General features: G+C 34.2%; 13 protein-coding genes. 12 read left to right on the top strand and 1 reads right to left on the bottom strand.

Annotation, left to right across the window (positions count from 1 at the left end; genetic code table 11):
- Positions 1-313 precede the first annotated feature (313 nt).
- The 12 genes from CRN96_RS12070 (at position 314) to CRN96_RS12015 (ending at position 14,471) form a co-directional block, all read left to right on the top strand.
- Entirely contained in the window at positions 314-1,831 is a 1,518-nt protein-coding gene (locus CRN96_RS12070) for an SLC13 family permease (protein ID WP_097042799.1), read from the top strand.
- 231 nt (positions 1,832-2,062) lie between these two features.
- Positions 2,063-3,907 (top strand): polysaccharide biosynthesis protein, encoded by a 1,845-nt coding sequence (locus CRN96_RS12065; RefSeq protein WP_179647217.1) that lies wholly within the window; start codon positions 2,063-2,065, stop codon positions 3,905-3,907.
- Entirely contained in the window at positions 3,891-5,273 is a 1,383-nt protein-coding gene (locus CRN96_RS12060) for an O-antigen polymerase (RefSeq protein ID WP_097042543.1), read from the top strand. Before CRN96_RS12065 ends, CRN96_RS12060 begins: the two co-directional genes overlap by 17 nt.
- A complete protein-coding gene (gene wzx, locus CRN96_RS12055; RefSeq protein WP_097042541.1) occupies positions 5,270-6,610 on the top strand; it encodes an O-unit flippase-like protein in 1,341 nt (446 codons plus the stop codon). The genes CRN96_RS12060 and wzx overlap by 4 nt, the downstream gene beginning before the upstream one ends.
- Positions 6,611-6,614: 4 nt before the next feature.
- The gene (locus CRN96_RS12050; protein ID WP_097042539.1) at positions 6,615-7,040 is read left to right on the top strand and encodes a serine O-acetyltransferase; all 426 of its coding nucleotides are present in this window, start codon (positions 6,615-6,617) and stop codon (positions 7,038-7,040) included.
- A 55-nt stretch (positions 7,041-7,095) separates the two neighbouring features.
- Positions 7,096-8,301: a glycosyltransferase gene (locus tag CRN96_RS12045; RefSeq protein WP_097042537.1), complete on the top strand. Its 1,206-nt coding sequence runs from the start codon at positions 7,096-7,098 to the stop codon at positions 8,299-8,301.
- On the top strand, positions 8,298-9,188 hold the full coding sequence (locus tag CRN96_RS12040; protein ID WP_097042535.1) for a glycosyltransferase family 2 protein: 891 nt from the start codon (positions 8,298-8,300) through the stop codon (positions 9,186-9,188). The genes CRN96_RS12045 and CRN96_RS12040 overlap by 4 nt, the downstream gene beginning before the upstream one ends.
- On the top strand, positions 9,185-10,195 hold the full coding sequence (locus tag CRN96_RS12035) for an NAD-dependent epimerase (RefSeq protein WP_097042533.1): 1,011 nt from the start codon (positions 9,185-9,187) through the stop codon (positions 10,193-10,195). The genes CRN96_RS12040 and CRN96_RS12035 overlap by 4 nt, the downstream gene beginning before the upstream one ends.
- Positions 10,196-10,213: 18 nt before the next feature.
- On the top strand, positions 10,214-11,488 hold the full coding sequence (locus CRN96_RS12030; protein ID WP_097042531.1) for a nucleotide sugar dehydrogenase: 1,275 nt from the start codon (positions 10,214-10,216) through the stop codon (positions 11,486-11,488).
- A gap of 97 nt (positions 11,489-11,585) precedes the next feature.
- A complete protein-coding gene (locus tag CRN96_RS12025; RefSeq protein ID WP_097042529.1) occupies positions 11,586-12,734 on the top strand; it encodes a glycosyltransferase family 4 protein in 1,149 nt (382 codons plus the stop codon).
- Between the two features lie 185 nt (positions 12,735-12,919).
- Entirely contained in the window at positions 12,920-13,873 is a 954-nt protein-coding gene (locus tag CRN96_RS12020; protein WP_097042527.1) for a hypothetical protein, read from the top strand.
- Positions 13,839-14,471, top strand: a complete 633-nt coding sequence (locus CRN96_RS12015; protein WP_097042797.1) for a sugar transferase — start codon at positions 13,839-13,841, stop codon at positions 14,469-14,471. The genes CRN96_RS12020 and CRN96_RS12015 overlap by 35 nt, the downstream gene beginning before the upstream one ends.
- 144 nt (positions 14,472-14,615) lie before the next feature.
- Here CRN96_RS12015 and CRN96_RS13510 read toward each other — a convergent pair whose 3' ends face one another.
- Positions 14,616-14,687: an ATP-binding protein gene (locus tag CRN96_RS13510; RefSeq protein WP_425442529.1), complete on the bottom strand. Its 72-nt coding sequence runs from the start codon at positions 14,685-14,687 to the stop codon at positions 14,616-14,618.
- Between the last annotated feature and the right edge of the window lie 17 nt (positions 14,688-14,704).

The following is a 14,704-nucleotide window of genomic DNA, read 5'->3' as shown; positions in this document are numbered from 1 at the left end:
GCATGCCGCACTGACGTGAAAGATTGAATTAACCTTCAGCTAATACAACTCCTATACCCAAAACTCCAAAGGTGTAAAAGAGGCATATAAAAGAGTAAAAATGACTATAGCTTAAATATTCTGTATATGTTAAATTCATCTCATTGTACTTTTATTGATAAGGGAGGAAACGGTTTTGAGTAAGCGCAAACATGATTCAAATTTCAGAAAATTCGGCGAAAAAGATTCGTCTTTCGTGAAGAAAAGTTATGACAATGTATGGCGGGAATCCCGGCGTACGAAGTCACTTTTGAAGTTCTTCAGTTCGGAGGATATGAAGAAGGCGGTGGAGAACAAACCGGAAGAGTATTCCGGCTACCCTTCATATAATAAACTCCAGATGATCGGATTGATCCTCGGTCCGCTGTTGTTCATATTGACATTGTTGTTCCTCGATACGGAAGGGCTGGACCAGAGCGGCGTCTTCGTCGTTGCATCTGCGTTATGGATTGCGACATGGTGGATGACCGAAGCCATACCGATCCCGGCGACTTCACTTCTGCCGTTGTTCCTGTTCCCTATGGGCGGCGTGATGGACAGCGGTACGGTGTCTGGTGCGTACGGAGCCGACATCATATTCTTGTTCCTCGGCGGCTTCCTGCTCGCAGTTGCGATGGAAAAATGGAACTTACATACTAGGGTCGCACTTACGATTATCCGTGCGATCGGAACGACATCTGCCACAATCATGCTTGGCTTTATGATTGCGACAGCGCTACTTTCAATGTTCGTATCGAACACTGCAGCGGTGATGATCATGATTCCGATCGGTCTTGCGATCATCAAGGAGGCGCACGCGCTCACGACCGAGGAGCATGGCGGTGACGTGACGAAGTTCGAAAAGCAGCTCGTTCTTGGAATCGGTTACGCAGGCACAATCGGGGGTCTCGGTACACTAATCGGTACGCCGCCGCTCATCATACTTGCGGGTCAGATGAACGAACTGTTCGGCTATGACATGAGCTTTGCACAGTATATGCTGATCGGTGTGCCGACGGTCATCATCCTGCTTGCGATTGCATGGGTCTATATGACTTATTTCGCATTTAAACATGATTTGAAGGAACTGCCTGGCGGCAAGAAAATCATCAATCAGGAGTATGAAGCGCTCGGCAAGACAACGAAAGAGGAGAAATGGGTACTTGCGATATTCCTCTTCGCGGCATCTATGTGGATACTCCGCGGATTCGTATTCGAACACTTTACATTCCTGGAGATGCTGACGGACGGTTCAATTGCGATGATTGCAGCTGTGCTCCTGTTCCTCATCCCGACGAAAAGGAAGGACGGCCGCATACTCGACTGGTCGGTTTCAAAAGACCTGCCTTGGGGTGTGCTACTGCTCTTCGGTGGCGGTCTGGCACTTGCAGCGGCAATTGTTGAGACGGGTGTAGATGCGTGGCTCGGTGACTTGCTTGCGAATATTGAAGGCATGCCGATTATACTCATGATTGCAATCGTCGCACTGATGATCCTGTTCCTGACGGAATTCACGTCGAATACAGCAACCGCAACGATGATCCTTCCGGTGCTGGCAGGTCTTGCTATGGCTGTGGATGTCCATCCACTGGCGCTGATGCTTCCTGCAGCGATGGCTGCGAACTGTGCGTTCATGTTGCCGGTGGGTACACCACCGAACGCCATCGTCTTCGGTACGGGTAAGATATCAATCCAGGAGATGGCGAAGGCCGGCTTCGGCTTGAATATCATTGCATTGATCATCATTGTCGGTTTCACCTATCTGGCTCTGCCGGTGGTTTACGATATTAATTTGAATAGCTTCCCATTCTAGTGTTTAATGAGAAGTAGTATATATGGTACAGTCAAAAAGGACTGTACCATTTTCATTTTTGAAAAGCCATGTTCTGAATAGATAGTTATTTATATAATATAGATAAGATGTGGAAGCGTTTTAAGAAAATTCTAATGTTAAGAGTGTGATAAAATTTTAAGAATCCGGCAATATCTTACAAATATTATGTTATAGTATAAGCTAAATGAAAAAATGAATTAAAACTACTGGATGGTAATATTATTCGAAGATTCTAGAAAGAAGGTTTGTGGATTGGGTGCAAGAGGACGTTACATATTACTGTTGGTGATTGACTCGCTGATAGTGACTTTTTCCGTATTTTTAGGCTACTATATTTTGGCCCCGTTTTTCCTGGAGTATACATGGCCGGTGCTTGTCGGTGTCTCCATTACTCTCCTTATCAGTCATCATGTCTTTGCTTATGTTTTCAACTTATATCATAGAGCGTGGGAGTATGCGAGTGTCAGGGAACTGATGTCGATTGCGAAAGCAGTGACGGCGTCAATAATAGTTACATACATATTGACGATGATATTTTTCCAGACGTCGTTTACAAGGTTAATGATTATCACATGGATGATGCATCTTCTGTTGATAGGCGGTTCAAGGCTATCATGGCGTGTGGCTAGAAGTAATATAGTCGGCAAAGAAGAAAAAGATAGATATAAGAATAAAAAACGAACGATGATTGTAGGCGCTGGACGTGGCGGAGCCATGTTGGTGAAACAGATGCTGGATACGCCTCAAATGGATATGATTCCGATTGTAGCAGTGGATGATGAACCGGCGAAACAAAGGATGGAACTCGCGCCTAGGGTAAGGGTCGAAGGTGACAGAAATGATATCCAACGTTTAATAAAAAAATATGAAGTAGAAAAAGTGGTCATCGCAATTCCTTCATTAAGTAAGAGCGAGTTGAACGATATCCATAACTTGTCTGCAGCTGAAGGTGTGGAAGTGATGATTATGCCGAATATTGATGATGTGATGTCGGGCAGTGTGGAAGTGAACGACTTGAAAAAAGTCGAAGTGGAAGACTTGCTCGGACGGGAACCAGTGGAACTGGATACGAAAGGCATTGAAGATCAGGTTCAGGATAAAGTCATACTTGTCACTGGAGCAGGTGGAAGTATCGGTTCTGAAATCGTCAGACAGATAACGAAGTTCCAGCCGAGGAAAGTTGTACTTGTCGGACATGGTGAGAACAGTATTTACACGATTCTCGAAGAGGTTAAATCTTATAAAAACAGCGTTGAGTACGTACCCATCATAGCGGATGTACAGGACCGTGAAAGAATATTTGAAGTGTTTGAAGAGTATAAGCCGCACGTTGTATATCATGCAGCTGCACATAAGCATGTACCTTTGATGGAGTATAACCCACAGGAAGCTGTGAAGAACAATATCATCGGAACAAAGAATACTGCTGAAGCAGCAGTTGAGTTTAAATCAGAAAAATTTGTCTTGATATCTACGGATAAGGCGGTAAATCCTCCGAATGTCATGGGAGCAACAAAGCGGCTTGCGGAAATGATGATCCAAGCGTTAAATGGCGAAAATCAGGACACTACTTTAGTTGCGGTGAGGTTTGGAAATGTACTTGGGAGCCGTGGATCAGTAATCCCAAAGTTTAGAAAGCAGATAGAAGCTGGCGGGCCAATTACTGTAACAGATGAAAGAATGACAAGGTATTTTATGACTATCCCTGAAGCTTCAAGACTTGTGATTCAAGCAGGGACGTTGGCCCAAGGCGGAGAAGTATTTGTATTAGACATGGGAGAACCAATTAAGATAGTAGATTTAGCTCGTAATATGATTAAATTTAGTGGTTTTAGAGAAGATGAAATAGGAATAAAATTTACAGGTATTAGACCAGGAGAAAAGTTATATGAAGAACTCTTGGGTGAAGATGAGATCCATCCAGAACAAGCGTATGAAAAAATTTACCGGGGGAAAACTATTTTAATTGAAAAAGCAGAGATAGATGATTTAGTAGAAAGTTTGCTCAACAATTTCGATAAAAAGGATTTAATACTCTATGCAAATAAAAGTTAACTCACTTATAAGAATAGTTCTTTTTTTATGCGGGGTGATTACCTCAGTAATAGTTTTTTTAAATAATAATAGTGTCCCTTATACATTGTTTTTAATACCACTAATTTATGGGATTTTAATAGCTTTTTTCCCCTCTATAACCAAGTATATATTTGGTTACTTAGGTGTTTTAGCATTAAATATATGTATGTTTATTAGGTACGTACTATCTCCATTTTTCACAACAATTGACGGAACTAATGTGGCCACGAATATGCTGGCTAATGTCAACAACTATAGCATTGCCGTAAATCTCATGTTATATGAGATGGTTCTAATATTCATATTCTTTTCACTTTTTAATCGATACTTTTATTCAAGTAAAAACACACCTAATATAGAGATAAGTTATAATGTGACAGGGTGGATGTACCTATTATTTTGTTTTGGATTAATAATGATTTATCCCGAATTATTAAACAGATATACTTTTGTCTTTACTGCAGACCAATTAGAGAGCAAGGATATGGGTATTGAGGTCTTATCAATAGTTCCGCTTTTATTACAATTGGGGTCACTAGTTGTAATTATATCATTTATAAACGTTTTTTATAAAAAATATCAAAAAACAAACAGCTCATTATATCTTTTTTATTCGCTATTAATAGTTATTTTTATATCTTCTTTTATAGTTGGTACAAGTAGATTTAGTACTATTTTACCTTTGATTTCTGGCTTGTTTATAGTTTACGTATTATATAAAAATCACCGCAAGATAGTAAGTACTTTATCTACAATTGCTATCACATTATTCTTAATTATATCAACTTTATTAAAAGACAGAACTTTTGCATCTGAGGCTAGTACTGTCACTGATATCTTAGGTGATTTAAATATGAACCTACAATTATACTTTTCAGGTATCACTAATGTAGCCATAGCTGTACAAACAAGTGATTTTTACCCATCATTTAAAATTGATTCAATTATGAATGATATATTTCGCAGTGTAGTGTTAATAAATTCTTTTTTCGATAGCGATATAAGTGCTTTAGAAATGTTCAATGTGGTCTTTTACAATGGTGGATTAGCTCGTGATCAAATCTTACCAATGATAGGTCAAGGCTACTTGTATTTTGGTTTCATACTGGCTCCAATATTTAGTTTAATTATATTATTAATTATGATGGTTTTAGATAAGAAATCTAAAAATGAAAAGAACATCTTCTTAAAGTATATATACATATTTGCCACTTTAAGAATTGGATTATTTATGATGGTAAACTTTACAAACTTACTTGCTTTTCTTACTAATCAAGTCTTTATATTACTGTTGATATTTTTTATAAATAGTTTAATAGTTAATAAAGGGAGAATGAGAAAATGAATATTGGAAGGAAAGATGTAATTTGGGGGTATGTTAGTCATATATTAGTTCAAGGGATTAATGCTATCTTGCTACCTTTTGTTCTTTTTTTTCTTACTCCGAATGAATTAGGCTTGTGGTACACTTTTACGGCTCTATATGGATTAGCGATGCTAATCGATTTTGGGTTTCAGAGCACTGTTTCCAGACATGTAAGTTATGTTTGGTCAGGGGCTGATACTGTTAAGTCTTTAGGCTATGATGTAGTAAAAGAGGAAAATTCATTTAATGAAAGTTTTTTTATAAAACTTCTCTCGAACATTAAATTTATTTATTATATTATGGGTATTATAATTCTAATAGTTTTATCTACTATTGGTACGTTTTATATTGTCAAAGTTTCTATAGATGAGTTGGATATATTAATCGTTTTAATATCTTGGACATTGTATATGACTGCAATAATATTAAATATTGCTTTCTCATTTTGGAATTCATTTTTAAAAGGGATAGGAGCTATTAAATATTATAATCAAACGCTGATTATAGCAAAATTCACACAATTATTATTATCCATCTTATTTTTATTCTTAGGCTATGGAATTTTAGGAGTTTCAATTGCATACTTTATTTCGGTTATAGTTAACAGAATAATACTGTCAAAGTTCTTTTATAAGTTTCATAAAAGAACTTCAATTTTGAAAGGCAAAATTAAACCTAAATTCCAAAAAAATATTATTCGATCTTTATTACCTAATACTTTCAAAGCTGGAGTAGTGTCGGTATCTAACTATCTTATTTTAAATTTCCCAATTTTATTATCTTCTTATTTTTTAAGTTTAGAATTTAGTGGTAAATTCGGTTTAGTTAGTCAAATTATAACTTTAATACTAACTATTTCTAATAGTTACTATAATACCTATCTTTCTAAATTTAATTATTATAGAGTCAAAGGACAAAATAAGGAAATATTGAATCTCTTCAAGAAGTCAGTAGCTATTAATTACTTTATAAATATATTAGCTTTTATCAGTTTCTTAATATTTGGTGACATGATATTAGGTGTCATTGCATCTAACCAAGAATTGTTACCTTTGCATATTCTAATTATCATAATAATGTATAGATTTTTATATAATAACCAAAATATATTTGTTACATTACTTTCTACTAAGAATACTTTGCCTTACTATAAATCCTTTTTAATAAGTGCATTAGTGACGGTATTAATTCAAATTGTATTACTAAATATAAATCCTTCAATATATTCAATAATATTTCCAATACTTTTCGTCCAATTAATATTTAATAATTGGTATTGGCCAAGAGTAGTCATAAAAGATTTAAAAGGGGTATAAAACTATGAAGAAAACTTTGATGAACAAAATGGTTAATTTAATGTTTAAGCTACATTTATTAAAAATTCCTATTTTACCTGATGTTATAAATAAAGTTAATAGAATAATATTTTCCTGTGATATACCGAAGAATGTAAGTATAGGAAAGGACACAGTTTTTGTTCATAGTGGACTAGGTGTTGTAGTACATCCTAATGCTAAAATTGGTAGTTATTGTAGGATCTATCAAGGTGTTACTATTGGAGGGCGAGGGGAAAGTGGTACTCCTCAAATCGGTAATAATGTATTTATTGGAGCTAATGCTACAGTAATAGGAGGCGTAGAAGTAGGAGATAACGCTATAATTGGGGCAGGTTCTTTAGTTATTCATGATGTAAAGACCAATTCAGTAGTGGCAGGAAACCCTGCTAAAATTATTAAACAAAGCTAATAGAACATTCTTGTAAATTTAAGATTAAGAGCGAAGAAAGCTGTGTGATTTAATTATGAAAATTTTATTTGTATTAAATAACTTTAACATAGGAGGTCCTCAAAAAAGTTTACTTTCACTATTACATAATTTCCCAGAAGATAGTGAAATAGATTTATTAGTACTAAACGGACAAACTCCACTTAAAAAATATTTACCTAAAAATGTAAATTTGAGAACGGGAAGCACCGAAGTAAACTTACTCATGATGGAAAAAAGAGGAGTATTATCAAATATTGTTAAAACTTTCTTAAAAAATCCTAAGCTTTCTTACCGGGCTATCTCTACAATTATCAAAACTATTTTAAAAAGAAAATCATTTACTACGGTAAAGCAAGAATTTTGGAAACAAAATAAAGATTCTTTGAAACAGGAATGTTCTGATAAATATGATTTGGCGGTTGGGGCTTCAGGTGGTCATTCAATGATGTATATAGTTGATTTTGTTAGGTCAAAATATAAGGTTGGATGGGTAAGAACTGAATATCAAAATTTAAGAAGAAATTTACAGATTGATGAATATTATTTTAATGAATTAAATAGAGTTTTATCAGTATCAAATAAATGTACTGAAAAATTTTCAGAATTATTTCCAGAACAAGCCTTTAAATGTATAACTTTTTACAATGCTTTGCCGTTTAAAATGTATAGCAATATAAAAAATAAATTTCATTATTTTGAAAAAAAAGATGAGTATATTTTAGTGACTATAAGTAGATTAGATAAGGACAAAGGCTTTGACCTTTTGATTGGAGCAGCAAGGATACTTAAAGAGAAAAATGTGGATTTTACATGGTTTATTTATGGAGAAGGACCTATGAAAAATTACATTGCTAAAGAAATAAAAAAATATAAGCTTGATAAATATATTTTACTAAAAGGTTTTGTTTTTAACACAGGTGAAATATTAAGGAATAGTGATGCTCTAGTTCATCCATCAAAGTTCGAAGGTAAATCTAATACTTTAGATGAAGCGAAATATTACCAAGTACCCATTGTGAGTACCAATTTTCCAACAGTTCAAGAACAGCTTCATCAAGGAGTGACAGGAATAATAACAGATTTAAATGCGGAATCTCTAGCAAATGGCATATACAAGCTTTTAAACAACCAAGAATTAAGAAGTAATTTAAGTAAAAATCTAGAAAAAGAAAAGCAAAGTGTAGAAAAACGAGACGTTTATCAAGAATTTATAACTGCAATAAGAGGAGCATCAAAATGATCAGTATATGTACACCTACATTTAATAGAGGTTATACGTTGAATCGTGTGTATTGTTCTCTAGTTAGGCAGGAGCATGAAGATTTTGAGTGGATTATTGTAGATGATGGTTCTACTGATAATACAAAAGAATTGGTAGAAGAATTTAAAAAAGAGAATAAATTTCCTATTAAATATATATACCAAGAGAATCAAGGGAAACACATAGCTTTAAATAAAGGCCAAGATATTGCGACCAAAAAGCTATTTATGTGTTTGGATAGTGATGATTGGCTGGCGCCTAATGCATTGGAACAAATTTCCGCATACTATGAAAGAGTTATGAACAATCAGAAATTGTGCGGGATTATATTTACAGATCAAAATGATAAAGGTGAAATTTTAGGTACTGAGCTTCCGCATCAGGAAATAAAAAACTGGATTGATTTAATATATCGGGACAAAATAAAAGGGGATAAGTGTTTTATATTTAAAACTGATATCATACAGGAGCATCCTTTTATTACTTTTAAAAATAATAAACATATGCCACCGACTTATCAACATTATATTCTCAGTCAAGATTATGATTTCTATTGTATAAATGAGCCAATAAAAATCGTAGAATATTTACCTGATGGAATCAGTTTTAATATAAGAAGCAAATATTTTAATGCTCCTGAGAATTATACTTATTATCGTAAGATGATTCATAACATGATACCTAAACTTCACCTAAAATTGAAAAACTCAATACACTATAATATTACAAAAATCATGTCGAAAAATCATCCTCAATTAGAAGCAGATAGTTGTTCTCAAAGACTTCAAAATATACTCATGTTTCCTATAGGTTACATAGCTTTTTATCTATTAAAAAAGAAAAAGAATGGTGGTAGAAGTATATGAAGATTTTAATAACAGGGCTAGGTGGTTTTATCGGTTCTCATTTGGCAAAAAGTCTCAAAAGAAAGAATCATGAAATAGTCGGAATAGATAATATGAATGACTATTATTCAGTAAAGTTAAAAGAAGATAGATTGAAATATTTTTTAAACAATGAGATTATAAATTATCGAATTAATTTAGAAGATTCAGAAGAAATAGACAAAGTATTTAAAAAGGAAAACCCTGATATAGTAATCAACTTGGCAGCACAAGCTGGGGTAAGATATAGTTTAGAAAATCCACACGCATATATTTCAAGTAATATAAATGGTTTTACAAGTATTTTGGAAGGATGTAGGCATTATAATGTAAAGCAGTTAATTTACGCTTCTTCCAGTTCAGTATATGGAGCAAATACGACAAAACCATTTTCTACTTCAGATAATATTGATCATCCTTTAAGTCTTTATGCAGCAACCAAAAAAGCTAATGAATTAATGGCGCACACATACAGCCATCTGTATAACTTACCTACAACTGGATTGAGATTTTTTACAGTTTATGGACCTTGGGGAAGACCGGATATGGCTTTATTCAAATTTACTAAAGCGATTGTCAATGATGAACCTATCGACGTATACAATCACGGTAATATGATGAGAGATTTCACTTACGTAGAAGATATCGTGGAGGCAATAACTAAATTAGTGGATAAACCTGCTCAATCGAATCCAGAGTGGACGGGTGCTAACCCTGACCCATCTTCCAGTTATGCGCCTTACAAAGTTTATAATATAGGAAATAATGCTCCAGTAAGACTGATGGAGTTTATAGAAGCTATTGAAAAAAGACTAGGAAAAAAGTCAAAGAAAAATTTCATGGACTTGCAACCTGGTGATGTACCTGAAACATATGCTAATGTTGAGGACTTGTACAATAATATTAATTTTAAACCAGAAACTAATATTCAGGATGGTGTAGATAATTTTATAGATTGGTATCTAGAATATTATAATATTAAATTGTAAATAAAGGTGGAATGAGCAGTGAATAGAAAAATTGCAGTAGTTGGTCTGGGATATGTGGGTTTACCGGTGGCAGTTTCTTTCGGGAATCATCATGAAGTTATTGGCTTTGACATAAATGAGCATCGGATAAATGAATTAAAAGAGCATTATGATCGCACTAATGAGGTGACATCAGAGAAGCTAATGAACACAAATATAACGTTTACCTCTGATAATAATGATTTAAAGAGAGCGGACTTTATAATTGTTGCAGTTCCAACACCTATTAATGAGAATAAACAACCTGATTTAACACCTTTAATTAAAGCAAGTGAGTCAGTCGGCTCCGCTATGAATAGAGATACGATAGTAGTATATGAATCAACCGTTTTTCCAGGCGCAACGATGGAAAAATGCGTTCCAGTGCTAGAGAAGTTCTCTGGCTTAAAGAGTGGAGAAGATTTCTTTGTAGGGTATTCTCCTGAACGTATTAATCCAGGTGATAAAATACATACATTTGAAACAATAACTAAAGTAGTAAGCGGCCAAACGCCTGAAGTCTTAGATATTGTGGCAGATGTTTATAGTTCTGTTGTTCAGGCAGGTGTGCATAAAGCTCCTACAATAGAAGTGGCTGAGGCAGCGAAAGTAATTGAGAATACTCAACGAGATGTCAATATTGCTTTAATGAATGAGCTTGCTTTGATTTTTGATAAAGCAGGTATCAATACGAAAGATGTCCTCGAAGCTGCAGGCACTAAATGGAACTTCTTAAGATTTTCCCCTGGATTAGTGGGTGGTCATTGCATTGGAGTAGATCCTTATTATTTGACTCATAAAGCACAAGAGCTTGGACATCATCCAGAAGTCATTTTATCAGGTAGAAGGATTAATGATGGTATGAGTACTTTTGTCGCCTCAACAATTATAAAGAAAATGCTGAAGAAAGGCATTTTAGATAGTGAATCAGTAGTAAATGTTCTGGGTCTTACTTTTAAAGAAAATACGCCGGATTTGAGAAATACTAAAGTGATTGAAATTATAAAAGAGCTCTTTGAATACGGCATAAATGTAAATGTGAATGATGTTGAAGCTGATCCTAAAGAAGCAAAGAGTTTCTATGGAATTGAATTAAAAGAGAGAGAGCAGCTAGAAGAGTGTGATGTTCTTGTATTTGCAGTTTCCCACAACGATTATTTAGAAAATAAAGAAGAATATTTAAGTTTGTTAAGTGATAATGGAATAGTCTTTGATATCAAAGGAATTATTGAAGATAAGGAATTAAAAACTGGGCAATCTGTCTGGAGATTATAACTACATAGGGAGTATATATTGACATGTTATTATCTCAGTACAAATATTGGTGTATTAATATGTTAACTATTGAAGCCTTATTAAAAGAGGTGACGAATTGAGTTCGACTAACCGTACAGAAGTTATCCATTTAGTGACAGTTCCTAAAAGTTTAGTTTTATTAAGAGGGCAAATTAAATATTTAATAAAAAGAGGTTATAAGGCTTCCATACTTACTAGTGATGGGAAAGAACTCGATAATTATAATGAAACTAAAAGAATATATCGTATTGATATGAATAGAGAGATAAGTTTAAAAAAAGATTTCCTTTCTTTAAGCAATATAATAGGTCTTTTTAAAGAAAAAAAACCTTTAATTGTTAATAGTGGCACACCTAAAGCTGGTCTCTTAGGTATAACAGCTGCTTTCCTTACCGGTGTTCCTATAAGAATATATACTATGAGAGGTTTAAAATTACAAACAAGTAAAGGTTTTAAATATAGTATTCTATGGTTAATGGAAAAAGTATGTTGCACCCTAGCTACTGATGTACTATGTATTTCTCCAAGCATCAGACAAGAAATGATCGACCTAAAGTTAGCAAAAAAAGATAAGACAGTTGTTTTAGGGAATGGTAGCAGTAACGGTATTAATTTAAATGATTTTCCTTCAACTTTAAATAAAAGCAGTATTCGTATAAAAAATTACGATGAAAATAAATTTACTCTTGGTTATATAGGAAGAATTGTCAGAGATAAAGGTATAGATGATATAATAGATGTCTTCAATCATTTAAGAAATCAAGGAATAGATTGTCAATTGGTTTTAGTAGGAAGTATTGAGGATGGTGATCCTATTACTCTTGAATCTTATAATGCTATTTTAAACGATGAAAATATAATTTATCTAGAACATGTTGAGAACACGAGTAAATATTATTATTTAATAGATGTTTTTTTATTTCTGACTGCTAGAGAAGGGTTTGGCAATGTCAGTATAGAAGCTCAAGCAGCTAAAACACCAGTTATAACTTATAATGTAACTGGCGCTAGGGATACAGTAATCAATAATGAAACAGGATTCATTGTGGAAAAAGGCGACCTTAATGATGTGATAGAGAAGACACTCTATCTTTACAACAATACTCATGTTCAACAAAAAATGGGAGAAAAAGGTAGAAAGTATGTGAAAGAAAACTTTTCTAATGAGTTAATTTGGGAAAGTATGGATCAATTTTATGAAAAGAAAATATCAAATATCAAATAAAGATAAAATGGTTGGCATGTATCCACTTAGCCAGAGTGACTAGAAATACACTCTACTTTTCTCGATACAACTTCAAAATATGATGGAATTGATATTAAAATAAAATTGATTATAGACCTGATGATTTAACTATGGAAATAATATAGAAACAGAGTATTTAAATAAAGAGCGAAAGGGTGGCATAATTGAAATTTACTGTACTTAGTACTACTGCTAAACATAATACAGAATTCCTACAACTACCTGATCGCATTATTTTAAGTAATCAAAGTTCCAACTTTCTCATATCTTCTAAAATGAAGCTTGATGAATTTTTAAGCGGTTTGGACAAAGATGAAATAATCATAGCGGATTGTGAAAGCAAACAAGGGGTCTCCCTGTACAATGAGGCCCTTGATACCTCGTTCACTGTTCTTGACTATAAACCTAATGATTTAACTATGGAGGCAGCTGATTTAGCCATCTTGAATTACTTCAAAAGGGATTTAAGAGGTAAATCAATAGCAATTTATGGGACAGGTAATATAGCATCTAAACTTGCTTTGAGGCTTTCTGAGAGAAGTGCTAAAGTTTATATGTTTGGTCGTAATCCTAAAAAAATAAGTGTGTGTGTTGAAGCATTGAAGCAAATCACTTTCGAGCCTGATCTTATTTGCTATGGAGACAGTGATTCAAGAGTGGACTGCCTTGTCTCATTTGTTTCTTCAGAAAAAGTGATTGGGAAATCTTATTTAGAAATATTGAATGATAATGCACTTTGTTTAGATGGTGGCATTGGTAATTTTTCCAAAGGGTTTATAAAAAGAGCACTAGAATCAAATCATGAGGTCCGAAGACTGGATGTCCGGCAATCCCAGGAAATTATGGATGGTTATATCAATTCTCGGTTGAATTCTGAATTCGATAATATTATTGGAACAGATACTATTAATGGTGAGATAGTGGTTGCTGGGGGCATCATGGGACGGGACGGAGAAATCATTATAGACAGAATCTCGAAACCTACAAGAGTGATAGGTGTTGCAAATGGTATAGGAGGTGTCAAAAATGACTCAGAGCTTAGTGATGAAGAAAAAGAAAAAATCAAAAACGTTCAGGAAGCTATTGAACAAAGTTTCAAAAAGAGTGTTGGACGTTAGTGTAGGCGCTGTTGCACTAATAGCTGTAAGTCCTGTTCTGGTGTATGCTTCCTATAAGATAAAAAAAGAAGACAATGGTCCTATATTGTTTAAACAAAAAAGAAGTGGCTTAAATAATGAACCTTTTGAGATGTATAAGTTCAGATCAATGAAAGTTGATAATAAAGTCATTGGCACTCATGCTAATAATGATGAAAATCCTTACGAGGCTTGGAAGGAAAGAGTACCGGACGATTTTGTTTTTAAGACTGCCTCTGGTAATAATCCGAATATAACTAATATCGGGCAAGTCATTAGAAAGTATTCCATTGATGAGTTGCCTCAAATACTCAATGTGCTTAAAGGCAATATGAGTATAGTCGGACCGAGACCAGAAATTATTCAGATTACACAACACTATGATCAGAAGCAGCAAAGACGCTTGGAAGTTAAGCCTGGTATAACAGGCTGGGCCCAAGTGAACGGCAGAAGTGATATGAACCACGGCAAGAAAATTGAGTACGATTTATGGTATGTAGATAATCATAACTTCTGGATAGATCTTAAAATAATTTGGATGACATTCATTCAGGTGATTAGCGGTAAAGGATCAGTTTAATACATAGTTTTAAGCACCTATTATTTCACTTTTTTGGTAGATAAATAGGTGCTTTCTTAATGACTGTCAAGGGCAACTTAAAATTGTAGGTTTTCGGCAATCTAAAAATGTAGGTTTTTGGCAATGTAATTTGTGGAGGAAAGCTCAAGTGTGTTTCATCCGGTATGATTTACCTTTGATTTTAAAAATCTTTACATGGTGGACCATGCGGTCCAATATCGCTGCAGCCGTTT

The sequence above is a fragment of the Salinicoccus kekensis genome (assembly GCF_900220995.1).
Taxonomy (GTDB): domain Bacteria; phylum Bacillota; class Bacilli; order Staphylococcales; family Salinicoccaceae; genus Lacicoccus; species Lacicoccus kekensis.
This window is presented reverse-complemented; position numbering and strand designations above follow the sequence as displayed.

Bases quoted from the DNA above. Each gene is read 5' to 3' on its own strand.
- CRN96_RS12070 (WP_097042799.1), top strand. From the start codon at position 314: ATGAAGAAGGCGGTGGAGAACAAACCGGAAGAGTATTCCGGCTACCCT.
- CRN96_RS12065 (WP_179647217.1), top strand. From the start codon at position 2,063: ATGGTAATATTATTCGAAGATTCTAGAAAGAAGGTTTGTGGATTGGGT.
- CRN96_RS12060 (WP_097042543.1), top strand. From the start codon at position 3,891: ATGCAAATAAAAGTTAACTCACTTATAAGAATAGTTCTTTTTTTATGC.
- wzx (WP_097042541.1), top strand. From the start codon at position 5,270: ATGAATATTGGAAGGAAAGATGTAATTTGGGGGTATGTTAGTCATATA.
- CRN96_RS12050 (WP_097042539.1), top strand. From the start codon at position 6,615: ATGAAGAAAACTTTGATGAACAAAATGGTTAATTTAATGTTTAAGCTA.
- CRN96_RS12045 (WP_097042537.1), top strand. From the start codon at position 7,096: ATGAAAATTTTATTTGTATTAAATAACTTTAACATAGGAGGTCCTCAA.
- CRN96_RS12040 (WP_097042535.1), top strand. From the start codon at position 8,298: ATGATCAGTATATGTACACCTACATTTAATAGAGGTTATACGTTGAAT.
- CRN96_RS12035 (WP_097042533.1), top strand. From the start codon at position 9,185: ATGAAGATTTTAATAACAGGGCTAGGTGGTTTTATCGGTTCTCATTTG.